The following is a 22,093-nucleotide window of genomic DNA, read 5'->3' on the forward strand; positions in this document are numbered from 1 at the left end:
CCACCCAACTGACAATCCATGGCAAATCGCCCATCGTGCCCGTAGTCCCGACGAATCCACTGGCTCAGGCGCTTGGAATCAGGGCGGGCATAGCATTAACGTTTGATAACGCAGCGCGGTCGGCAACGCCGTACCGACACGGCACCGTGCGCGTGTCGCTCAATCCCGCGTCTGCCTTCGCCGGTGGGCCCGGGAGCCGGGGAACCACCTTCCTTGGGGTGAATCGGCCGGGCCGGTGGCCCAGCCGTAGGAGACCTTCCTGCTCCGAACCCGTCAGCTAACCCGGTCGGCGAGAGGGAAGGAAAGGAGTGCGCCCCGTGGCGTCGACGCACTCGGCGGACCCCACCGCCGCAGCCACCCAGCTCCTCGACCACCCCTGGGAGCAGGCCGAACAGGCCCGCCACCGGCTGCCCCGACAGACCAGGGGCGGCAGCCCGCTGCTCGGCGTGACCGCGACCATGGCCGCCACCTTCGGCGCCGCCGGCCTCACCGCGGCCGCCGCCGGCCCGGCCGCCGCTGCCGAGCCCGCCGTCTCCGTCCCCGACGAGGCACCCGACGCCGACCCGGGCCTCGCCCTCGCCGCCCGCATCCAGCAGCAGGCCGACCACCGCACCGCCGCCGACGAGGCCGCCCGCCTCGCCGCCGCCCAGGAGGCCGAGGCCCGCCGCGCCGCGCAGGCCGCCGTGGAGGCCACCGCCCTCGCCCTGCCGACCACCGGCTACACCCTGGGCACCCAGTACGGCCCGTCCGGCTCGCACTGGGCCCACCTGCACACCGGCCTCGACTTCGAGGCCGCCACCGGCACCCCGGTCACCGCGGTCGGCCCGGGCACCGTCACCTCGGCCGGCTGGGCCGGCTCGTACGGCTACCGCATCGTCCAGACCCTGCCCGACGGCACCGAGATCTGGTACTGCCACCTCGCCCGGCTCGCCACCATCGACGGCCCGGTCGAGCGCGGCACCGTCCTCGGCGCGGTCGGCGCCACCGGCAGCGTCACCTCGCCCCGCCTCCACCTGGAGGTCCGCCCCGGCGGCGGAGCCCCCGTCGACCCGCTGGGCTGGCTCCGCTCCCACGGCGTCCAGCCCTAGGGTCCGAACGCACGCGGGCGGTTGATTCTTCAGGTGCCCCCGCGTGCCCCCGGCTTCGCTCACTCCTCGTCGTGCGTCTGCCGGGCCGCCGCGTACGCCTCCAGTTCCTCGGTGCCCGGCTCGGGGGCCAGGTCCGGGTACTCCGCGACCAGCAGGGTCGGCAGCCCGGGCACCGTCCACTCGCCGCAGAGCCACAGCGCGACGTCCGCCACGACCTGCTCGAAGTCCTCGAACTCGCCCCGCAGCTCGAACGGCATCGGCTCGCCCATCGCGGTCAGCGCCGCCAGGTTGCGGTAGCTGCGCTGCATCAGCCCGTACTCCAGCAGCCGCCGTGCCCCGTCGGTGGCCATGCCGATCGACAGCAGGTGCGCCTCGCCCCAGCCCAGTGCGGCGTCCGCACCGGTCATCGCGTCCAGCGCACCGGTCTCCACCAGGGCCTCGTACGCGGCCGTCCGGCCGTCCGGCTCCAGCGCGCGGAAGGCGTCCAGCCAGGCCCGCACCGCCGCCGCATCCCCGGTGTCCACGCCGTCGGCGCGCAGCAGCAGCGTGTACAGCCGCGGCCAGGTCAGCAGCTGCGGCCGCCGCAGCAGCGTCCCCAGCAGCTCGCCCTGCCACTCCGCCTCGGCGTGCAGGCGCTCCTGCCGCTTCGCGTTCAGCCGCCGTGCCGCCCGCTGACGGTCGATCAGCAGCCGCACCGCCTCCCCGTAGACCGCCGGGTCGCCGGCCGGCTGCACGTACAGGTGGAGCCGTTCGTGCAGCAGCTGCTCCAGCACGGCCGAGCCCAGCTCGGGCCGGCCGTCGTGCATCGGGGCGCCGCCCAGTTCCAGCAGCGTCAGCACTTCCCGGAGGGCCTCCTCCGGGACGGGTGCGCGGCCCTCGGCATCCGCCCAGGCGAGCAGCTCCTCGGCGCAGGTACGGGGGATGAGCTGCAGGTCTTCGTCGTCCACGCCCCGTACCGTAGCCGGTGCGGCGACCGGCGTGCGGCACGGCGGGCCCGTCGCGGGGCGGCGGGGTAGGGTCGGCCGCCATGACACCCGAACAGGTCCGGACGGTGCGACAGGTCCGGCTGACCGGACCGCGCCTGGCGATCCGCGAGTTCCGGCTCACCCCGGACGACACCGCGGCCCTGCACGCGATCTTCGGTGACCCGGAGACCGCCCGCTACCTGCCCTTCGAACCGCGCGACGAGGAGGAGTGCGCCGACCAGATCGAGCTCTACCTCGAAGAGGCCGAGAAGGACCCGCGGACCGTCTACCGCCTCGCCGTGACGCTCCGTGAGGACGGCCCGGAGGCGCTGCCGATCGGCAACGCCGTCCTCGGCCTCGAAGGGCAGCGCGCCGCCACCATCGGCTACGTGCTGCGCCGCGACACCTGGGGCAACGGCTACGCCGGCGAGATCACCGCCATGCTCTGCGGGTTCGGCTTCGGCACCCTCGGCCTGCACAGGCTCGCCGCCCGCGTCGACCCGGCCAACACCGCCTCCGCCCGGGTGCTCGCCCGGGCCGGCTTCCAACTGGAGGGCCGCATCCGGCACGACCTCCACCTGCGCGACACCTGGCACGACTCCCTGCTGTTCTCCCTGCTGGAGGACGAGTGGGTGCAGCCCGCCGCAGGACGGGGGTAGGGCCAGCCCCACCCCGGATCCGGCAGCGGGCTGCATTACGCCGGAGCGGCCGGTCCGGCACCGTGGTGTGCACACCAGGACGCACCGAGGGGGCCCCGATGACCACCGCACCGCTGTACTCGACCACCGGACTGCACCCGGCCGACACGCCCGCCGCCCGCCGGCCCGGCTTCTTCCGGGCGCCGTTCTCCGGCACCACCTACCGGGAGGTCGGCTACGTCCTCACGGGCCTGCCGATCGCGATCGCCGCGTTCACCGTCGCCGTGACGCTCTTCTCGGCCGGTCTCGGCCTGGCGGTCACCGCGCTCGGCCTGCCCGTGCTGGCCCTGCTGCTGTCCGCGGCCCGCGGCTTCGGCGCACTGGAGCGGTACCGCGCCCGCACCCTGCTCGGCGCCGACATCGCGGCGCCCGCGCCGGTGCGGCCCGCCCGGGCCGGATTCTGGGGCGCCGTCACCGCGCGCCTCGCCGACGGCGCCGGCTGGCGGGGAGTACTGCACCAGGTGGTGATGTTCCCCTGGGCGGTGCTGAGCTTCGCCCTCACCGTCACCTTCCTGGTGACCGGCTGGGTCGTCGCCCTCTACCCGCTCTACCACTGGGTCTTCGCCCGCTACACCGACTGGCCCGGGTACCGGGTGTTCGACTTCACCACCGACGCCGGCCGCCACCACGAGTACTACATCACCTCGCCCGCGCAGATCGCCGGCGTCTCGGCGATCGGCATCGCCCTGGTGCTGCTCACCCCGCTGATGATCCGCGGCCTCACCGGGGTCAACCGCCTCGCCGCCCGCGGCCTGCTGGGTGCCCGCTGAGCAGCCGGGCGGCCCCCGGCCCGGCCTACGCCGGCCGCCGGGGCACCGCCCGCCGTGGCCCGGCCGTACGGTCTCAGGGCGCTGCAGGTGTCTCCGGCGACTGCTGCACCTGAGCCGGGATCGGCGTCGGCGCAGGCTCCTTCCCGAGGCCGGGCACCGTGCCCTCGCTCGGGCCGTCCCCGCCGGAGCCGCTGTCGCCGCCGGTGCCCGGGTCGCCCGCAGCGGGGGCCGGCAGCCGTCGCAGCACCTCGTCGGCCACGGCCCTGCGCCGCGAGTACGGCGGTACGTTCCTGGTGTTGCGGATCTTGTAGGCGACCGCCGCCCGCAGGGCCGCCCGCTGCTCCTCGCTCAGCGCGGCGCCGCCGAGCATCGCCTTGGCGGCGAGCAGTGCCTGCAGCAGCTCGAAGGGCGAGAGGTGCCGGTCGATGGCCGAGACGACCAGGTCGAGGTTCTCCGGGTCCGGCTTGCCCTGCAGCAGGGCCAGGGCCTGCACCCGCAGGCCCTCCACGCCCGTTCCGAAGAGGTCGCGCACCTGCTGCGGACTGAAGTTCAGCGACTGCGCGGCGAGCACCGTCTGGTTCACCGAGTCGGCCAGGGTCTGCCGGTCCGCGGCGGACAGCGCCCGGGCCAGCAGCAGCCGGGTGAGCAGCCACCCGGAGAGGAAGCCGAGGACGGTGAAGTACACCGAGAGCGCCGCCGCGAACCCGACCGCACCCGGGCCGCCGCCGACGGCGGGGGCGAGCGCCTGGCCGAGCTCGTTCAGCCGCCGCGGGAACGTCCCGATCTGGGTGAGGCCGGCACCCAGAAGGATCTTGGTCAGCCAGTCGGAGACCTGCTCCAGATTGGTGTTGGGTGCGTAGCTCGCGGTGGAGGTCGCGGCCTGGTCGTCCGGGTGGGCCGCGGCGCCGCTGGTCAGCAGCTTGGGGATGCCGAACAGGAAGCCCAGCAGGCCACCGCCGACCGCGAAGGTCGCCGCGACGACCAGGCCGCCGCCGAGCGCCCGGATCCCGTGTTCGCTCGCCAGCGCGTACAGCGCCAGGCCGACCAGGCCGGCGCCGACCACCCCGATCAGCCCGATCCTCACCGCCGGTACCGGCTGTCCGCCGCGCTCCAGCTGCACCGAGCCACCCCCTGCCCCGGACCTGTCATTCCGCAGTGACTGTAGCGGACCGTCCGATCACTCCGGGAGGTCGCTGCAGTCGTTGCAGGGTCCTTGCAGGCCGCCGCCGTGCGGCCGGGCCCGGACATGCAGACGGCCCGCGGGCTGTTTCCTCGGCACAGGCCCGCGAAGGACCTGCGCCCGAGGCACCGGGGATGTACCGGTGAGCCCACGGGCCGGGTGACTGCTTGGGTTTGCGCCTGCCGCCGGAGGCCGTTGGGCCCCGCTCCGCCACAGGCAGGGGCGGCTCTAGCGAGCAGCCACCTCACGCATCCTGGTGGTACTCAACTCAGGATCACCTCCTTTCAGTGTGCGGCCACCATAGGCACGCACCCCCGCGGAGGGCAATGGAATTTCCGGGTGTGGATTCTGCCCGGGTACGACGAAGGCCCGGCAGATGATCTGCCGGGCCTTCGTGCTACTGAGTAGCGGGGACAGGATTTGAACCTGCGACCTCTGGGTTATGAGCCCAGCGAGCTACCGAGCTGCTCCACCCCGCGTCGGTGAACCCAACACTACGTGACGGATGCGTGGAAGGGAAATCCATTACCGGCAGGGCGCCGGTCACTCGGTCAGCGGCGGGCGCGCCGGCTGCCGCGAGCGCCGGGCGCGGGCCCACACGGAGAGGCAGACCAGGGTGGCGAAGGCGGGCACCATCACCAGGCCGTAGATCAGCAGGAAGCCGTCGGTGCCCAGCTCGGCGGCGGCGTTCCACACCCCGTGCAGGCCGATCGCCGCGGCCAGGCCGACCGGGGCGGCGAGCCGGGCGAGCCAGCGGCGGCCGGTGGTGAGGGTGACGGCGATGCCGAGGCCGGTGAGCGCGGTGAACAGCGGGTGCGCGAAGGGGGAGAGCAGGGCGCGCAGCACGAAGGTGTGCACCGTCGAGTCGAAGTCGCGCAGCGTGGGCGGCTCGCCGAACCCGATGGAGTCCAGCCGGGACTGCTGGTCGTCGGTGAAGGCGCGGCCCAGGTAGAGGGCGTTCTCGGTGAAGGCGAAGCCGCAGGCGGTGATCGCGCCGAGGACGAGGCCGGCGGCGAGCGTCCGCGGGCTGGACCGGGCCCGCGGGTGCGCCCGGCCGCCGGCAGGCGGCAGCACCGGCGGCCGGAAGTACGGCAGCGGCCTCAGGTGCGGGCGTATCCGGGGCAGCCCCGGGGTGCGCGAGCCGCGCGGCCGCGGCACCGGCGCGGGCGCGGGCGGGCCGTCCGGGGGCGGCGCGCCCCCGGCCTCCTCGCGGGCGAGCAGTGCGCAGTTCAGGTCCTGGCGGCAGTTCGGCCGGCGGCGGAGCGGGACGAGCAGCAGGAGCAGGGCCGCCCCCTTGCAGAACTCCTCGATCAGCGGGGTGGCGACCTCCGCCCCGAGCGTCTCGCCGCGGGTGCTGCCCTGGTGGGCGACCAGGAAGTCGCTGGCCCAGCCGTTGGCGAGGAGGGCCACCGTGGTGGCGGCGCAGGCGCCCCAGGCGAGGCAGAACAGGGTGTGCCGCAGCGGCACCCGGGCCGTCTGGTTCAGCCAGGCCAGTGAGCCGAGCACGAAGGGCAGCGGCAGCAGGGCGAGCCCCAGCCCGACCAGCAGCCCGGTGGTGCCGGTCTGCCGCTGCACCAGGTGCAGGATCAGCACCCCGCTGCCGGCCAGCGCGAATGCCGCCAGCGAGGAGGACAGCGCCGGGTAGTGGAGCGAGCGGTGCAGGGCCTCCATGCGGCCCCAGAGCGGCAGCACGCGGCGCAGACCGCGCACCCGGGGCCCCGGGTCGGTCCGGGTGCCGGCGGTGGTCGCGGGCGGTTCGTCGGCGGCAGTGCGGGCCGTGGTGTGGGGGGACGGGCTGCCGCTGGGCGGACGGCTCACCCGGAAAGCGTAGGCGACGCCTCCGCCGCAGCGGGAGTCCTCCGAACGATCCGTGTGCCCGGAATCACTCCGGGTGACGGACCGTCAGCTCCCGGTGGCGCAGCCCCGCCACCGGGTGTGGCGGTGTCCGGTCAGCGGCGGCGGAACAGCAGGTCGTGCACGATGTGGCCCTTGGCCAGGCCCGCGCGCTCGAACTTGGTCAGCGGCCGCCAGTCCGGCCGCGGCGCGTAGCCGGGCACGCTGCCGGCCGGGCGCTCGGCGGGCTCCAGCCAGCCGCTGCCGTCGCCCTCCGGGTGAAGGTTCTCCAGCTCGGGCGAGGCGGAGAGCACGTCCAGCATCTGCTCCGCGTAGTGCTCCCAGTCGGTGGCGCAGTGCACCAGGGCGCCGGGGGCGAGCTTGGGCAGCACCAGCTCCAGGAAGTGCGGCTGGATCAGGCGCCGCTTGTGGTGCTTGGGCTTCGGCCACGGGTCGGCGAAGTAGACCCGCAGACCGGCCAGCGAGGCGTCCGGCAGCATGTCGCGGAGCAGGATCACCGCGTCGCCCGCGGCGAGCCGGACGTTGCGGGAGCCGTCGCGCTCCAGCATCTGCAGCAGGTTGCCGTGGCCGGGGGTGTGGACGTCCGCGGCGAGGATGCCGGACGCCGGGTCGGCGGCGGCCATCGCGGCGGTCGTCTCGCCCATGCCGAAACCGATCTCCAGGGTGACCGGGAGGTCGCCGAAGAGCGCCGGCAGGTCCAGCGGGGTGCCGTCGATCGCGAGGCCGTGCTGCTCCCAGAGCCGGTCCAGCGCATCGGCCTGGGCGTTGGTCATCCGGCCGCGGCGCGGCTGGAAGCTGCGGATGCGCCGCTCCCGGTGCTGGGCCTCGGTGGCCTTGTGCGGGTACATCGGCGCGGGGTACCCGGCGGGGGCGGCGGAGAGCCGGGCGGACGGGGACAGCTCGGGGCTGGGGGCGGTGGCAGTCACAATCGCCCCAGTCTACGAGGGCCCGCCGGCGTCCAGGAGCGGCCCGGGCCACACCGGGCGGCCAAGGGCGCCCGAGCCGGCGCCCCGCCGCGGCCCCGGCTCAGCCGCCGGCCTCCAGCGCCGCCAGCGCACGGCGGGCGACCTCCCGGCCGATCGGCAGCGAGGCCGTCGCGGCCGGCGAGGGCGCATTGAGCACGTGCACCGCCCGGCGGGCGGAGGACGGGTCGTCCGGATCGAAGCCGGCGAAGGCGAAGTCGTCCAGCAGCGAGCCGTCCCGGGCCACCGCCTGGGCCCGCACCCCGGCCGCGGTCGGCACCAGGTCGGCCGCGGTCACGGCCGGCAGCAGCCGCTGCACCGCCGTGGTGAACGCCCGCCGGGACAGCGAGCGGTGCAGCTCGCCGAGCTCGTACCGCCAGTGCCGGCGCGCGATCCTCCACGTACCGGGGAAGGCCGCCGTCCCGGCCAGGTCGCGCAGCCGCACCGTGCGCCAGTCGTAGCCCTCGCGGGCCAGCGCCGGCACCGCGTTCGGGCCGACGTGCACGTCACCGTGCACGCCCCGGGTGAGGTGCACGCCGAGGAACGGGAACGCCGGGTCCGGCACCGGGTACACCAGACCGCGGACCAGGCCCCGCCGGTGCTCGGCGAGCTCGTAGTACTCGCCGCGGAACGGGACGATCCGCACCCCCGGGTCGTCCCCGGCCAGCCGGGCCACCCGGTCGCTGTGCAGGCCCGCGCAGTTCACCAGCACCCCGCAGCGCAGCTCGCCCGCGGAGGTCTGCACCGTCACCCCGTCCGTCCGGCGGGCCACCGCGCGCAGCTCGGTGCCGGTGCGCAGCACGGCGCCCTTCTCCTCGGCGAGCTCCGCGTACCGGCGGGCCACCGCGGGGAAGTCGCAGATGCCGGTGGTGCCGATGTGCAGGCCGGCCGCACCGCGCACCTCGGGCTCGTGGGCGGCGATCCCCGCCGCGTCCAGCTCGGTCACCGGGATGCCGTTGGCCCGGCCCCGCTCGGCGAGTGCGGCCAGCCGCGGCAGCTCCTCCGGCGAGGTGGCGACGATCAGCTTGCCGGTGACCTCGTAAGGGATGCCCTGCTCGCGGCAGAACTCCACCATCTCGGCGGCGCCGCCGGTCGCGTACCGGGCCTTCAGCGAGCCCGGCCGGTAGTACACGCCGCTGTGGATGACGCCGCTGTTGCGGCCGGTCTGGTGCACGGCGAGGGCCGGCTCCTTCTCCAGCACGGCGACCTGCAGCCCGGGCTGCGCCCGGGTCAGTGCATACGCCGTGGACAGCCCGACGATGCCGCCCCCCACCACCAGTACGTCGACGTCGTAGCGCACCTCGGCCCCTTCGTTCGGCTGCCCCCGCCGCAGCGATCGTGCCACGGCAGGACCGTACCGAGAAGGCGGCGTCGGTCACCCCGCATAGGGGCGCGGGGAACCCCGCGCCCTATGCGGGTGCCTGGTTCTGCTCCCACGGCCAGTGGGCGTCGTGGCCGGCCTCCAGCAGCGGGATCAGCCGGAACGCCGCGTCGGTCAGGCCGCCGAAGGTGTGCCGCCGGGCACCGCCGGAGGGCGCGTGGCCCGCCCGGTAGCCGGCCAGGTTCCAGGTGTAGACCGGGACCTGCGCCGGGACCGCGGCGAGCGGGTCGCCCTGCCAACCGCCGTACGCCTGCTCGTCGGTGATGATCACCACCCGGTCGTGGCCGCAGTAGTGCTTCTTGACGGCCTTGCCGGTCTCGGTGCCGCCGAGGTCGGAGAAGCGGTCCAGGACCTTCAGCACCGCCTCGCCGCGCTCCAGCTTGATCCGCCGGCTGGTGGTGCCGAACTCGACCAGGTCGGCGTCGGCCGCGCGCAGCGCCAGCGCCGCACCGAAGACCGCCGCCGAGTCCGCCCGGTTGAGCATGGTCTGCGCGCTCGGCCGGTCGAACATCGAGCCGGAGCGGTCGACCAGGACGAGCGTGCGGCCGGGCAGCACCGGCACGTTGGCCAGCGAGTGGCCGAGTGCCTTCTCCAGTGCGTGGCCCCAGCGCAGCGAGGGCGCGTGCCGGTGGGCGGCCAGGTAGCGGAACGGGAACTGCTTGGACCGCTGCACCTCGCCCCGGTCGGAGATCCGCCGTGCGACCTGCTCGGCCACCGCGTCGGACACCCCGGCCTGGTCGAAGTTCCGCAGGTTGCGGACCAGTGCCATCGGCCCCATCGACGGGATGATCGCCTCCCAGACCGCCGCGTCCAGCGGACCCTGCAGCCAGCCGGCCAGCGCCTCCCAGGTCATGCCCGCCGCGGCCAGCCGCTCGGCGCCGCCGGGGCCGGTGACGACCGCGCGGCGCTGCTCGACCGGCAGCGCGAGCAGCTCGCGGCTTGCGGTCAGCAGGGCGTCGCCGGTCGGCGGCACGGCCTCGTCCGGGCGGTGCCGGCGGTCCAGCGCGTACTGGAACAGCGGGCCCTGCCACGGCTTGTCGGGGTGCGGCGCAGGGTGGGTCAGCTCCAGCACGTCGCCGAACCGGAAGCCCTTGGAGACGGTGTCGTACTTGAGCAGCGCGCGGCCGTTGTACAGGCGGCGGGTGGCGTCGGCGACACCCCGCTTGATCGGCTTCGGCAGCGCCCGGCCGTACCGGGACGTCCAGTAGGCGAGCAGCTCGCCGGGCTCGTCGGGGCGCTGCAGCACCGCGTCGACGGCCTGCCGGGAGTGGCCGGGCGCCTTGGCGTCGAGCCGGGCGCGGGTGAACTCCGCGGCGCCGACCAGCGAGGCGGTGCGCATCGCGGCGCCGTGCCGGAGCCAGCGCAGCAGGCCGAGCGTCCACTCCGGGTCGCTCACCGCGAGGGAGCGGACCAGGGCGGTGTACCGGTTGTCGCGTGCGCCGCCGCGCTCGTAGTAGGTGTCCTGGCCGACCAGGTTGGCGACGGCGAGCAGGAAGAGTTCGGACTTCTCGTCGCGCAGGTGGCCCGCACCGCCGGCGTGGTTGGCGGTGTGCTGCCCGGTCGTGGTCACGGGCGAGGTCGGGCCGGTCTTCGGGCGGCGGATGTTGAAGCGAGACATGGTGATTCCCCCTGCGGGGAGGCAGAACGGAGCCGGGGCGCCCGAGGTCGTGCCGGCCTCGCGGGCCGGCCGCGGCGGAGGTGACAGTCAGGTGCTCTACCGGCTGAGCTACCGGCCGTGCTCGCGCACGGCCGTCCGGGACTCGAACCCGGCACCGCCTGATCCCAATGAAGTAACCCCCGCCTGCGCACCGGACGCCCCGGCACGCTGCCTCCCGAGATCAAAAGTGGGTGCCGGCTCATTTCGTTGGAGGAAGTAACCGGTCCTGCGCACCGGGAGGTGGCAGTCGTATGAACGTGTAGGTGTCCAGAGAACAGAAGCGGCGGAGGTGACGTGTGCTGCTCTACCGACTGAGCTACACCGGCCCGGAAGCCGATGGCGGGACTCGAACCCGCGACCCGCCCATTAACAGTGGAAGTAACCTCTGCCTGCGCACCTGGACGAGTAAGACGTTAGCCACCCGGCCGCCGGCCACGCACCCGAATATCCGCCGGGTCAGGTCGAGCCGGCCAGCACCAGCCGCGCCCGCTCGGTCAACTCCCGCACCCGCCGCTCGTCCTGGAACGGCTCCAGGCGGCGCAGCAGCTCCAGCACGTACTCCCGGCTGCGCTGCGAGGAGATCCGCCCGGCCACGTCCACCGCGCGCTCCCCCGCCGCCACGGCCGCGTCCAGGTCGCCGGCCTCCGCCTCGGCCATCGCCGACACCACCAGCCGCAGCGCGTGCGAGCGCACGTACCCCTCGGTCGGCCTGGCCAGCGCCTCCCGGGTGAACTGCCGCACCTTGGACGGCATGCCGAGGTCGCGGAAGCACTCCGCGGCGTCCGCCGCCAGCCGGTCGTAGGTGTAGAAGTCGATCCAGGTCGGGTCGGCGTCGCCGGGCCGGGAACGGTCCAGCGCGCCCTCGGCCGCGACCAGCGCCGTCGCGCAGGCCGCCGCGTTGCCCGCTCTCGCCTGCGCCCGCGCCTCCACCAGGTGGAAGAAGCTCATCGTCCGGGCGGTGGCCAGCCCCCGGTTGCGCTCCAGCGCGGCCTGCGCGAGGTCCACCGCCTCCTCGGGGAAGTTCCGGTACACCGCCTGCAGGCTCATCGACGCCAGCACGTACCCGCCGAGCGGCACGTCCCCGGCCGCCCGGGCCAGGCGCAGCGCCTGGATGTAGTACCGCTGCGCAGCCTCGTGCTGGCCGGTGTCGAAGGCCATCCACCCGGCCAGCCTGGTCAGTTCGGCCGTCGCGCCGAACAGCGCCCGGCCCACCGCGTCGCTGTACGAGCCGAGCAGCAGCGGCGCCGCCTCCACCCGCAGGCACTCCGGCACCATGGACGAACGCCAGTCCCCGCCGCCGTACTTGGAGTCCCAGCGGCGGGCCTCCTGGGCCGCCTCGCGCAGCTTCGCCGCGTCCGAGTGGCCGACCCGGTACCCGGAGCGGTCCGGTGCGGCCGCCTCCCGCGCCACCGAGCCGTCCGCCGGGGTGATCAGCCAGCGGGAGACCGGAGTCGCGTACGCCGAGACCGAGAACGTGCCCGCCAGGCTGTCGCTCCACCGGCCGCCGCCCGGGCCGCGCCGCAGGTCCAGGTCGACCCGCCACAGCTCGGTCGCCGACCGCACCGCCTCCGGGACCTCGCGCGGGAACTCCAGGCCGAGTTCCGGCGTCGGCTGGGTGTCGCCCAGCCCGATCTCCTCCAGCGGCACCGGGCGGCCCAGCTTGCTGCCGAGCGCGGTCGCGATCAGATGGGGCACCGGCCGCTGCGGCACCATGCCCTTGGTGACCCACCGCGCCACCGACGTCTTGTCGTAGCGCAGCGTCAGACCGCGCTGCGCACCGAGGTCGTTGACCCGGCGGGCCAGGCCGGCGTTGCTGATCTGGGCGAGGGACAGGAGTGCGCCGAGCCGTTCGTTCGGCCCTCGTGAGCTGGCGGTCATGGTGGCGGTGGCACCCCCTGGCGAGGTCCTGCGCGGAGGGTGGCGCGCGAAGTGCGGCCACCCGCTGCACCTAGCGTAGTCGGACGCGTTCCGAGGGTTAAGAGGCCGCATTCCGGATGGCGGGATCGCGCGCCCGAACGGCCTGTCGGCGACGGTCCGCCCGAGGGCGCGACGGAATCCACTGCTCGGCCGTGCACCGTCCCGGACTCCCGTGCTCCGGTCCCGTGCCCATGTGCGCCCGCCCGTGCCCCCTGGCCGCAGCGGCAGGTGGGCGATTCGCTGGACCCCGTGGATCGGCCCGCCGTCGAGGACCCGGCGGGCCGGGGGAACCGCTGCCGCCATCCCCGCGGGCAGCGGTGGGTCCGGGAGGGCATGCGGATGCCCTCCCGGGCAGTGCGACGCCTTTCGGCCATCCGTCGATGTCCATGCCACGAGGCGCAGGGGGCGGCCCGGGCCACGGAGGGGGCGGCCCGGTCCGCCCGCGGGGCACCGCCGCTCGGCCGGCCCGTCCGCCGGCCGGGCCGCGCCCCCGCAGGCCCGCCCCCGCGCTGCCGCCCTGCCCCGCAACCTGGATGACGGACCATCAGATCGGGTGATCCGGCCGCGCCCCGGCCGGGCCGGCCGGGCGTCGCTTCCGTGCGCCCGCCGTGATCCGCTGCCGCAACTCGGCTCACACGGCGCACATCCGGTGGCACGATGTCTCCTGCGGCGCACCGTTTCCGGACACCCCGTGCGCCCGACCCCTCGTCAGGTGGAGGCGCGATGCGGTGGCTCACCGGCTGGAGCGGAGGGCCGCACGGCACCGGCGGCCCCTCGCCCGAAGGCGTCCGCCCGATCGCCGGCACCGCCCTGTGGGCGGGCCCCAACCCGCTCTGGGCGGTCGGCGACTGGCGGCCCGACGAGATCCGCCTGGTCACCCTGCGCCCCGGCGCCGACCCCGTCGTCACCACCGGCCCGCCCCCCGGCGGCAGGCCGGACACCGAGCCCGCCGACACCCCGGCCACCACCCGCCTCGCCGTCCTCGGCCGCTGCGGCGCCACCGACGCCGAACTCGCCGACGGCCTCGCCGCGGCCCGCGGCGGCGCCGTCCGCCACCTCACCGGCTGGCCCGGCAGCTACACCGCCGTCCTGCGCACCGGCACCCGCTCCACCGTGCTGCTCACCGACCTCGCCGGCGCCCAGCCGGTCTTCCACACCCCCTGGCACGGCGGCACCGCCTACGCCACCGCCGCCCTGCCGCTCGCCGACCTGATCGGCGCACCGGTGGACACCGGCCACCTCGCCGCCCTGCTCGCCTGCCCCGAGTCGCCCGAGGCGCTCGGCCACAGCACCCCCTACGCGGGCGTGCACCGGGTGCCGCCCGGACACTCCCTCGGCATCCGCGGCGGTCGCCCCTACCCCGCCTCCTACGAGCAGGACCCGGGCCCCGGCCGCCGCGAGGACGCCCCCGCCGTCCGCGAACTCACCCGGACCCTGCTGGAGGCCGTCCGCTGCCGGGTCCGCACCACCGCGCACAACCCCGCCCCCGACACCCCCGAGGACGCCGCCGACCGCCCCCGGCTCGGCGTCGACCTCTCCTACGGCACCGCCTCGGCCACCGTCGCCCTGCTCGCCGCCGCCGTCCCGATCGCCCCCGCCGCCGGACCGGCCGGCCGCTTCCCCGCCCGCCCGGCCGCCGCGGCACCGCGCACCGGCGCCGTCAAGGGCTCCTGGGCCCGCCGGCCCACCGCCGACGCCGGCCCCGGGAACGAGGGCGAGGCCCTCACCGCCGTCACCCACGCCGACACCGACGGGCTCGCCCTGGCCGTCGACGTCCCCCGGCTCCGGCACGTCGTCGTCCCGCCCGGCCTCCCGTACACCGACGTCGCCGACGACCCGCTCGCCGGACCGCTCACCGACGAACCCGGGCCCGCCCTCACCGCCGCCGCCCTCACCGCCACCCGCTTCCGCGCCGGCGGCACCGACCACCTCACCGGCTACGGCGCCCGCCAGGTCCTCGACGGCCACCCCGCCCGCCTCGCCGACCTCGTCCGGGCCGGCCGCGCCCGCGAACTCCTCGCCCCCGTCGCCGCCCTCGCCGGAGCCGACCGCGCCACCGCCGGAGCCCTCACCGGCACCGTCCGCACCCCGGTCACCGTGCTGCGCGCCGCCCACCGACTGGCCCGCACCGGCTACGCCGACGCGCTCGACGACCTCGCCGTCCGGCTGACCGTCCGCCACTTCGCCGAACCGCCCGGTACCGCCGGCGCCAGCTCCGCCGCCGACCTCGCCTGGACCGTGCCCGGCCCCGCCGCCCGCTGGCTCTCCGACGAGGCCCTCGCCACCGTCGCCCAGCGGCTGCGGACGGCCGCCCGCGGCCCCGTCCCCGCCGAACACCCCGGCGCCCGCCGCGCCCGCCTCGCCCTGCACCGGCACGCCACCGCCTACCGCACCCTCGTCCAGGCCGCCGAACAGCGCGGCCAGCGCCTGCACGCGCCCTTCCTCGACAACCAGGTCGTCCGCGCCGCCCGGCTGCTCCCCGACGACACCCGGCTGCAGCCCGGCGCCCGGCACGCCCTGCTCCGCTCGGTCCTCACCGGCGCCGGACGCACCGACCTGCCCGCCGACTGGGGCCGCACCCCCAGGCCAGACCGCGCCGACGAGGCCCGCGCCGGCCTGCGCCGCGCCGCCGACGGCCTGGCCGAGCTCTTCCACCGCCCGCTCCTCGCCGAAGCCGGCCTGATCGACCTGCCCGCCGTCCGGCAGACCCTCGCCACCGCCGCCGAACCCGGCAGCGGACTGCCCCCCGGCACCCTGGCCGGCCTCGCCGACCTGATCGCCACCGAGCTCTGGCTGCGCCGCGTCGCCGCGCGCCGGCACGGCTCCTGCTGGACGGGCCTCCCACCGGTGGAGCGCAAGGCCCTCGCCAGACCGGCCTGAACCCGGCCGGGCGGGCCCGAGCCGGCCGCGGAGTCCGGCCCCGGCGCGTCCGTCCGTGGCGGGCCGCGCCGACGCGGCATCATGACCGGGTGGCTGCCGCGATGGTTCCCCTGCCCGTGCTCGCCGAGCCGCCCCCGGCGGGCCGCCCCGGCGTCCTGGCCGCCTGCGACGGCTCCGACGGCTCGCTGTGGGCGCTCGACCGGGCGATGACCGAGGCCGAACTGTTCGGCCTGCCGCTGTACGTCCTGGCCGTGGTCAACCCCTCCCCGGCCGGCTACCCGCCCGGCATGGTCGAACTCGTCCAGCAGAGCATCGAGCTGCTGGCGGAGAGCATGGCCGACGGGCTGCGCCGCGCGGTGGACACCGTCCAGGTCGCCCGGTCCCGGCCGTACGGCGGGGAGCTGCAGCTGCACGTGGTGCTGGGCAGCGTGATCGAGGTGGTGCTCGCCGCCTCCGCGGGGCAGCACACGCTGGTGATCGGCACCCGCGGCAACGGCGGCTTCACCCGGCTGCTGCTGGGCTCGGTGAGCACCGCGGCGGTGCACCACGCGAACTGCCCGGTGCTGGTCGTCCCGGCTCCGCCCGCCGGCTGACCGGGGCACCCTCCGCGTGCGGTGCGTCAGATCGCCAGGCGTGCCGCCGCCGCCCGCTGCCGGGCGGCGCTGCCGGCCAGGAACCGCAGCACCACCTCCAGCTCCGCGGTGCCGAACTCCTCGCAGAGCCCGCCGACCTCGCGCTCCCAGTCCTCGGACAGCGCGGCCAGCCGCGCGGACGCCTCCGGCAGGTGCTCAACCAGGACGCGCCGCCGGTCGGCCGGGTGCGGGACGCGGCGGACGAACCCCTTGCGTTCCAGGCGGTCGACCAGCCCGGTCACCGAGGCGGGTGCGAGGCCGGAGCGCTCGGCGAGTTCCTTGGCGGTCAGCGGACCGCCGCGCTGCAGCAGGTCCAGTGCCCTCGCCTCGCTCGCGCCCAGACCGGCCTTCTCGGCGACCGCGGTGTGGAAGGCCGCCGCCGCGGCGCCGGACGCCCGGCAGGCCTCGCGGACCTGGGCGAGCACCGCGTCGCGGGGGCGGTCTGCGGAGGCGGGGTCCGGTCGCTCGGCCATGGGGCCAGCGTAGCCGCGCCCTTCGGCGGGCCGAATATTCCGCCGCTCCGAAGGAAAAGGCGCCCCGGCACGCGGCCGGGAATGCCGGGCCGACAGTTGACCGTTCAACCCTCGGTGGACCGGGTCCCACAACCCCCTGGCCCGCGCACGGACCGCAATCCTCGAACAGGAGCCGCAACCCCATGAAGGTCGAGATCTACTCCGACATCGCCTGCCCCTGGTGCTACATCGGCAAGCGCCGCTTCGAGCAGGCGCTGGACCGCTTCCCGGGCAAGGACGCCGTCGAGGTGGTCTACCGGCCGTACCAGCTCGTCCCCGACGCCCCCGAGCAGGCCACCCCGCACCGCGACTGGCTCGCCGCCCGCTTCGGCCCGCAGTCCGTCGCCATGGACGCCCAGGTCACCGAGCTCGGCGCCGCCGAGGGCATCACCTACGACTTCGACGCCGCCCTGCACGCCAACACCTTCCTCGGCCACCGCCTGCTGCACCTCGCCGAGACCGAGTACGGCGCCGCCGTGCAGGCCGACCTCAAGGAGCGGCTGCTCAAGGCGCACTTCACCGACGGCGTGGACATCGGCGACCGGGCGCAGCTCACCGAGGTCGCCGTCGCCGCCGGCATGGACGGCGGGCGCGCCGCCGCCTACCTGGCCGGCGAGGAGGGCGCCGAGGAGGTCCGGACCCAGCTCGACCGGGCCCGGGCGCTCGGCATCAGCGCCGTCCCGACCTTCGTCTTCGAGGGCCGCTGGGCGGTGCAGGGCGGCCAGGAGGCGGACACCTTCCTGCGTGTCCTGCAGCAGGTCGCCGAGGAGACCGGCGCCCTCGTCCCGGCACCCGGCACCGAGGCCGCCGACGGGGCCTGCGCGGACGGCTCCTGCGCGGTCTGACCGGCTCCGGCGGACGCGCCCGGCCACCCGTCAGCAGGTGAGCCGGGCGTCCGCCCAGTCGGCGACGTCGATCAGCGCCCGGCCGCCGTCGACCCGCTCCGCCACCAGCCGGATCGAGGTCTGACCGGCCAGCGCGGCGTGCACCCGCACCGGACCGCTGCCGGCCCGCACCGGGCCCGACCGCCACAGCACCGTCCCGTCGCCGCCCTGCACGCTGAACACCACACCCCCGTAGCCGACCGCCAGGTCGTCAGGACCGGCCACCGCGTCGAACGCGGTGCAGCTGCGGTTCAGGTCCACCGCCACCCTGGACGGCACATGGACGCTCAGCGCATGCCAGTGCCACCGCCCGGCCATCCACAGGCCCGGCCGCTGCGCCAGCGTCCCGCCGCCGTGCCGGATGCTCGGCCGGCCCTCGGCCTGCGCCTCCCGCCGGCCCGGACCGGCGAACGGCAGGTCGTCCAGCCAGAACGCGGTGGGCACCGGCGGCGGGGTCGGCGTCGGCGTCGGCGCGGGCGTCGGGGGCTGCGGGGTCGGCGTCGGGCTCGGGACGGGCTCCGGGGTCCGCACCGGGGACGGCGGCTCCACCACCGGCGACGCGGTCGGCGTCGGGGTCGGGACGGGCACCGCCGGCCGCCGCGGCGGCGCCGGCTGCGGCACCGCCTCCGGGCTCGCCGACGGACTCGGCACCGGCTCCGGAGCACGGGACACCGGCGGCCGCTCCGGGGCGGACACCACCGGCCGGGGCGCGGCCACCGGGGGAGCGTCCGACGGGCCGCTCAGCGCGTACGCGGCCACGGCCGCCGCGGCCAGCGCCACACTCGCCGCGATCCCGGCCTTGGCCGCGACCCCCAGTCCCTCGCCGGCGACCACGCCGACCGAGCCCGCGCCGCCCGCCGCCGTACCGCCGGCCGTCGCGGCACCGCCCGCGGCCGCAGCGCCGACCGCCGCCCCCGCCACCGCGGCACCGCCCAGCACCGCGGCCGCAGCAGCCGTGAAGGCGCCCGTACCCACCCACACCAGCACGCCCCCGGGCAGCACGGCCCGCAGACTGTGGTTGATGTCCGCCAGCTCCAGGCAGGCGGCCGTGCAGCGCGCGCACTCCTGCACGTGCCGGCCCACCTCGGTGGTGGCCCGCTTGCGCAACGAGCCCCGGGCGTACGCACCCAGCCGGTTCGCGTACGCCGCACAGGACTGCTCCTGGCTGCCCGACACGTGCGCCTGAAGGAAGGCCGCGGCCAGCCGGTCCCTGGCCCGGTGCGCCTGCACCGCCGTCGCATTGGCCGTCTTGCCCAGCATCACCGCAACGGTCTTCGGCGACTCCCGCTCGACCTCGGTGTGCCACAGCACCACCCGGTCGTCCTCCGGGAGTTCGGCATAGGCGCGCATCACCATCCGGCGGTCGGCCAACGCCATCGCCCAGGCGTCCGCCCCCGGATCGGCCAGGTCGTACTCGATCGCCGCACCCGAACCCCGGGTGAACGAACCGAAGTCGTCGACCAGCTGCTCGCGCCGCTCGCTGCGCGCCCAGGCCGCCGCCACATTGCGCACCGCGGTCAGCAGGTACGCGCGGACGGCGAACTCCGGCCCCCGGCCCGCCTTCAGCGCCTGCAGCGTCCGGGCGAACACCTCGCCCGCGAGATCCTCCGCCGTGAAGCTGTCCCGGCAGCAGGTCCGCGCATAGCGGCGCACCGCATCCGCGTGCCGCCGGTAGACCTCCTCGTACGCCGCGTCGTCCCCGGCCCGCACCCGGGCCGTCAACTCGGCATCGGAAGGCGGGCGTTCGCCGTCCACCGGCTCGGCCGGCGCGGGCACCACGGCACGCGCCGGCAACTCCTCCCCGACGAACGCCTCCGGCGTCACACCGCCCTGGCCGGCCGCCGCCTGGCCGGGCACCCGGCCCACCAGCGACTCGCGCAGCGGCGCACCCGCCTGGTCCGGCACATGGCCGGACGGGCCCGCGCCCGCACCGGGTTCGTTCCGCTCATCGGCGCTCACCTGCGCCCCCCGGAATCCACCGGACCGGGCACCACCGCCGGAGGCGCCGCCACGGCACCGGCGACCGGGCACGGGCAGCGAACTGCGGGAACGGCGCGCAACGGGACAATGGCTCCAAGCACGGGCAAAGGATTGCATAGCACAGCGCCGGCCGGAAGTCGGACCTGCCGCGACCCACTCGTACGAGCGCCGCACCGGACACCCGGCCCGGCAACAACTCCCTTGCTCAGTTCGCCTGCAGACCCTGCAGCAGGATCTGCAGCAGCCGCTGCGCCGGAGCATCGCCGGATTGACCGTCCGTCGGATCGCCGCCCCCGGGGAGGGCCGCAGCCGCATGCACCGGCACCGCTGCCGTCAGCACCAGCACCACGTCCGACACCGTCACCCCGGCCCGCAGCTCACCGGCCGAGGCCGCCCGCGCCACCAATGCCGCCACCAACTGCAGCAGCAGCCGCGGATCGGCGTCCGCCGCAGCCCGGTCCTCCGCCCCGAGCACCTCGGGCCCGGCCTCCGACCCGCGCTGCCCGGGCACCCGGCCCAGCTCGACCGCGTACCGGAACGCCTCCGGAGGCAGCAGCCGGCCCGCGCCGGACGCCACCGCCCGCCCCAGGAACTCCGCCAGCGACTCCCAGGCCGTGCCGCCGCCGTACAGCGACTCACGGGCCTGCGCCGTCAGCCAGGCGACCTCCTCGGCCGCGATCCGGCGGACCAGCACCTCCTTGCTCGGGAACCGCCGGTACACCGTGCCGACACCCACCCCGGCCCGCCGCGCGACCTCCTCCATCGGCGCGTCGTAGCCGAGTTCGCCGAACACCTGGCGGGCCGCCCGCAGCACGCTCTCCAGGTTGCGCCGGGCATCCACACGCAGCCGCCCCGGCCGCCCGGAGGCCGCCGGCCCGCCCGCCGCCAGCAGCTCCGCCCCGGCCGGGCCGCGCTGCTCAGGGACCGAGCCGTGGCCCGCCCCGCCCCGCCCGTGCACCGGCGACACCACGCCACCCGACAGGCGATCCTGATCCGTCACTTCAACCCTCCCCCGCGGGCACCGTCGGCGCCCGCCCCAACCGGCCGCACCCCCCGGTGCGGCCTCATGCCGTCCGCAACTCACGGGTGCGGACTACACCCTTCCCCACTTCTCCGTCGGCCAGTCGGCCGCCGGTTCGATCGACCCCGACCTTGACGGAGCACAATCCGACCATAGTTCAGGCGAGTTCGTGGCAGAAGCGGACCTCCCGCACCCGATCGGACCCCCGCGAACCACCCCCGCCACGACACATCCGGCCACGGAGGCCACATCCGACCCGGCCGATCCGGTTCGCCCTGTGGACAAACCCACCCCCCGCATTGCCTCATTGGAGGGCGTCCCCGCGGGACGTGAAACAGGTCACACGGCCCACGGACGGCAGGGGGTGCCCCATCAGGATTCTCATCGTCGGCGGCGGATGCGCCGGCATGGCCGCAGCCCTCGCACTCCAGCAGTCCCTCGCCGCCCGCCTGCGCACCGGCGAGGCCGAGATCACCGTGGTCGAGCCGCAGCCCTACCTGACCTACCAGCCGCTGCTCGCCGAGGTCGCCGCCGGCAGCATCGACCCCCGCCACGTGGTCGTCCCGCTGCGCCGGGTCCTCCCGCACTGCCGCGTGCTCACCGCCCGGATCACCCGCATCGACCACGCCGGACGCCGCGCCCTGGTCGACACCGCGCCCCGCGGCACCGTCCCCGCTGTCACCGAACTCCGCTACGACCACCTGGTGCTGACCCCCGGCGCGGTCTCCCGCACCGACCCCGTCCCCGGCCTCGCCGAGCACGGCCTCGGCTTCTCCACCGTCGGCGAGGCGGTCGCCCTCCGCAACCACGTGCTGGAGCAGCTCGACCTGGCCTCCTCCACCCGCGACCCGGAGCTCCGCCAGGCCGCCCTCACCTTCGTCTTCGTCGGCGCCGGATACGCGGGCGTGAGCGCCCTCGCCGAGCTCGAGGACATGGCCAGGTACGCCGTCCGCGGCTACCACAACCTCACCGCCGACGACCTCCGCTGGCTCCTCGTCGAGACCACCGACCGCATCCTCCCCCAGGAGCCCGCCGACCTCGCCGCCCACACCCTCGCCGAACTGCGCGAACGCAGCATCGACGTCCGCCTCTCCACCAGGCTGGAGTCCGCCGCGGACCGGGTCATGGCCCTCTCCGACGGCAGCCGCTTCGCCGCCCGCACCCTGGTCTGGACGGCAGGAGTCCGCCCCGCCCCGCTGCTGCGCGACACCGACCTCCCGCTGGACGCCACCGGGCGCGTCCGCTGCCTGCCCACCCTCCAGGTCCGCGGACCCGGCGGCACACCCCTCGCCGGGGCCTGGGCAGCCGGCGACTGCGCGGCCGTCCCCGACCCGGCGTCCGAGGACGCGCTGTGCGCCCCCAACGCCCAGCACGCGCTCGCCCAGGCCCGGCTCCTCGCCGACAACCTGACGGCCGACCTGGAACGCCGCACCCCCACCCCGTACCGCCCCGAGCGCATCCACTGCTCCACCTCGCTCGGCCTGCGCCGCGGCGTCGCCCACACCCGGCGCGGGCGGGTCACCGGCCGCCGCGCCTGGTGGCTCCACCGGGCCCGCCACCTGCGCCGACTGCCCAGCCTCGACCGCCGGGTCCGGGTCTTCACCGACTGGCTGCTCGGCGGGATCTTCAGCCGCGAGGTCGTCTCCCTGGGCTCCATCGAGCACCCGCGCGCGGAGTTCGAGTCCGGCTTCCCCGAGCACGGTTAGCGCCCC

General features: G+C 76.0%; 17 protein-coding genes, 1 tRNA gene and 1 riboswitch. Of the genes, 7 read left to right on the top strand and 11 right to left on the bottom strand.

Annotation, left to right across the window (positions count from 1 at the left end; genetic code table 11):
* Nucleotides 1-146: 146 nt before the first annotated feature.
* A riboswitch (cyclic di-AMP (ydaO/yuaA leader) is annotated at nt 147-307 on the top strand.
* A gap of 10 nt (nt 308-317) precedes the next feature.
* Nucleotides 318-1,088, top strand: a complete 771-nt coding sequence (locus tag ACQ614_RS19845; RefSeq protein WP_431679858.1) for a M23 family metallopeptidase — start codon at nt 318-320, stop codon at nt 1,086-1,088.
* Between the two features lie 59 nt (nt 1,089-1,147).
* On the opposite strand, the gene ACQ614_RS19850 is transcribed toward ACQ614_RS19845, so the two are convergent.
* Entirely contained in the window at nt 1,148-2,035 is an 888-nt protein-coding gene (locus tag ACQ614_RS19850) for a hypothetical protein (protein ID WP_431679859.1), read from the bottom strand.
* An 80-nt stretch (nt 2,036-2,115) separates the two neighbouring features.
* Between ACQ614_RS19850 and ACQ614_RS19855 the strand changes: the two genes are divergently transcribed.
* Nucleotides 2,116-2,712, top strand: a complete 597-nt coding sequence (locus tag ACQ614_RS19855; RefSeq protein WP_431679860.1) for a GNAT family N-acetyltransferase — start codon at nt 2,116-2,118, stop codon at nt 2,710-2,712.
* 98 nt (nt 2,713-2,810) lie between these two features.
* Complete coding sequence (locus ACQ614_RS19860; RefSeq protein ID WP_431679861.1) at nt 2,811-3,521, top strand: sensor domain-containing protein; 711 nt, start codon at nt 2,811-2,813, stop codon at nt 3,519-3,521.
* A 73-nt stretch (nt 3,522-3,594) separates the two neighbouring features.
* On the opposite strand, the gene ACQ614_RS19865 is transcribed toward ACQ614_RS19860, so the two are convergent.
* The 7 genes from ACQ614_RS19865 to ACQ614_RS19895 form a co-directional block, all read right to left on the bottom strand.
* Nucleotides 3,595-4,641 carry a hypothetical protein gene (locus tag ACQ614_RS19865; RefSeq protein WP_431679862.1) on the bottom strand — a complete coding sequence of 349 codons (1,047 nt, stop codon included), beginning with the start codon at nt 4,639-4,641 and terminating at the stop codon, nt 3,595-3,597.
* A gap of 465 nt (nt 4,642-5,106) precedes the next feature.
* Nucleotides 5,107-5,180 (bottom strand) — tRNA-Met (locus ACQ614_RS19870).
* Nucleotides 5,181-5,244: 64 nt separating this feature from the next.
* Nucleotides 5,245-6,519, bottom strand: a complete 1,275-nt coding sequence (locus ACQ614_RS19875) for a PrsW family intramembrane metalloprotease (protein ID WP_431679863.1) — start codon at nt 6,517-6,519, stop codon at nt 5,245-5,247.
* A gap of 131 nt (nt 6,520-6,650) precedes the next feature.
* The gene (gene trmB, locus ACQ614_RS19880; RefSeq protein ID WP_363492729.1) at nt 6,651-7,481 is read right to left on the bottom strand and encodes a tRNA (guanosine(46)-N7)-methyltransferase TrmB; all 831 of its coding nucleotides are present in this window, start codon (nt 7,479-7,481) and stop codon (nt 6,651-6,653) included.
* 100 nt (nt 7,482-7,581) lie between these two features.
* Nucleotides 7,582-8,817 (bottom strand): L-2-hydroxyglutarate oxidase, encoded by a 1,236-nt coding sequence (lhgO, locus tag ACQ614_RS19885; RefSeq protein ID WP_431683969.1) that lies wholly within the window; start codon nt 8,815-8,817, stop codon nt 7,582-7,584.
* Between the two features lie 109 nt (nt 8,818-8,926).
* Nucleotides 8,927-10,516 carry a TROVE domain-containing protein gene (locus ACQ614_RS19890; RefSeq protein ID WP_431679864.1) on the bottom strand — a complete coding sequence of 530 codons (1,590 nt, stop codon included), beginning with the start codon at nt 10,514-10,516 and terminating at the stop codon, nt 8,927-8,929.
* A 495-nt stretch (nt 10,517-11,011) separates the two neighbouring features.
* On the bottom strand, nt 11,012-12,433 hold the full coding sequence (locus tag ACQ614_RS19895; protein ID WP_363492727.1) for an MFS transporter: 1,422 nt from the start codon (nt 12,431-12,433) through the stop codon (nt 11,012-11,014).
* A 762-nt stretch (nt 12,434-13,195) separates the two neighbouring features.
* Between ACQ614_RS19895 and ACQ614_RS19900 the strand changes: the two genes are divergently transcribed.
* Nucleotides 13,196-15,352: an asparagine synthase-related protein gene (locus ACQ614_RS19900; RefSeq protein WP_431679865.1), complete on the top strand. Its 2,157-nt coding sequence runs from the start codon at nt 13,196-13,198 to the stop codon at nt 15,350-15,352.
* 89 nt (nt 15,353-15,441) lie between these two features.
* Nucleotides 15,442-15,945, top strand: coding sequence for a universal stress protein (locus ACQ614_RS19905; protein WP_431679866.1), 504 nt, complete (start codon nt 15,442-15,444; stop codon nt 15,943-15,945).
* Between the two features lie 26 nt (nt 15,946-15,971).
* Here the strand turns inward: ACQ614_RS19905 and ACQ614_RS19910 are convergent, their stop codons facing one another.
* Nucleotides 15,972-16,457: a MarR family winged helix-turn-helix transcriptional regulator gene (locus ACQ614_RS19910; protein ID WP_431679867.1), complete on the bottom strand. Its 486-nt coding sequence runs from the start codon at nt 16,455-16,457 to the stop codon at nt 15,972-15,974.
* 182 nt (nt 16,458-16,639) lie between these two features.
* On the opposite strand from ACQ614_RS19910, the gene ACQ614_RS19915 reads away from it, so the two are divergent.
* The gene (locus ACQ614_RS19915) at nt 16,640-17,341 is read left to right on the top strand and encodes a DsbA family oxidoreductase (protein ID WP_431679868.1); all 702 of its coding nucleotides are present in this window, start codon (nt 16,640-16,642) and stop codon (nt 17,339-17,341) included.
* Between the two features lie 30 nt (nt 17,342-17,371).
* Here the strand turns inward: ACQ614_RS19915 and ACQ614_RS19920 are convergent, their stop codons facing one another.
* Entirely contained in the window at nt 17,372-19,339 is a 1,968-nt protein-coding gene (locus ACQ614_RS19920) for a sigma-70 family RNA polymerase sigma factor (protein ID WP_431679869.1), read from the bottom strand.
* A gap of 226 nt (nt 19,340-19,565) precedes the next feature.
* Nucleotides 19,566-20,360 carry a TetR/AcrR family transcriptional regulator gene (locus ACQ614_RS19925; protein WP_431679870.1) on the bottom strand — a complete coding sequence of 265 codons (795 nt, stop codon included), beginning with the start codon at nt 20,358-20,360 and terminating at the stop codon, nt 19,566-19,568.
* A gap of 392 nt (nt 20,361-20,752) precedes the next feature.
* On the opposite strand from ACQ614_RS19925, the gene ACQ614_RS19930 reads away from it, so the two are divergent.
* Nucleotides 20,753-22,087: an NAD(P)/FAD-dependent oxidoreductase gene (locus tag ACQ614_RS19930; RefSeq protein WP_431683970.1), complete on the top strand. Its 1,335-nt coding sequence runs from the start codon at nt 20,753-20,755 to the stop codon at nt 22,085-22,087.
* Nucleotides 22,088-22,093: the final 6 nt, after the last annotated feature.

Origin of the sequence: Kitasatospora dryopteridis, from assembly GCF_050749075.1 — a bacterium.
Taxonomy (GTDB): Bacteria; Actinomycetota; Actinomycetes; order Streptomycetales; family Streptomycetaceae; genus Kitasatospora.

What these genes read in the sequence shown, in the direction of transcription:
- ACQ614_RS19855 (WP_431679860.1), top strand. Translation starts at nt 2,116, where the DNA reads ATGACACCCGAACAGGTCCGGACGGTGCGACAGGTCCGGCTGACCGGA.
- ACQ614_RS19860 (WP_431679861.1), top strand. Translation starts at nt 2,811, where the DNA reads ATGACCACCGCACCGCTGTACTCGACCACCGGACTGCACCCGGCCGAC.
- ACQ614_RS19890 (WP_431679864.1), bottom strand. Translation starts at nt 10,516, where the DNA reads ATGTCTCGCTTCAACATCCGCCGCCCGAAGACCGGCCCGACCTCGCCC.
- ACQ614_RS19895 (WP_363492727.1), bottom strand. Translation starts at nt 12,433, where the DNA reads ATGACCGCCAGCTCACGAGGGCCGAACGAACGGCTCGGCGCACTCCTG.
- ACQ614_RS19900 (WP_431679865.1), top strand. Translation starts at nt 13,196, where the DNA reads ATGCGGTGGCTCACCGGCTGGAGCGGAGGGCCGCACGGCACCGGCGGC.
- ACQ614_RS19910 (WP_431679867.1), bottom strand. Translation starts at nt 16,457, where the DNA reads ATGGCCGAGCGACCGGACCCCGCCTCCGCAGACCGCCCCCGCGACGCG.
- ACQ614_RS19915 (WP_431679868.1), top strand. Translation starts at nt 16,640, where the DNA reads ATGAAGGTCGAGATCTACTCCGACATCGCCTGCCCCTGGTGCTACATC.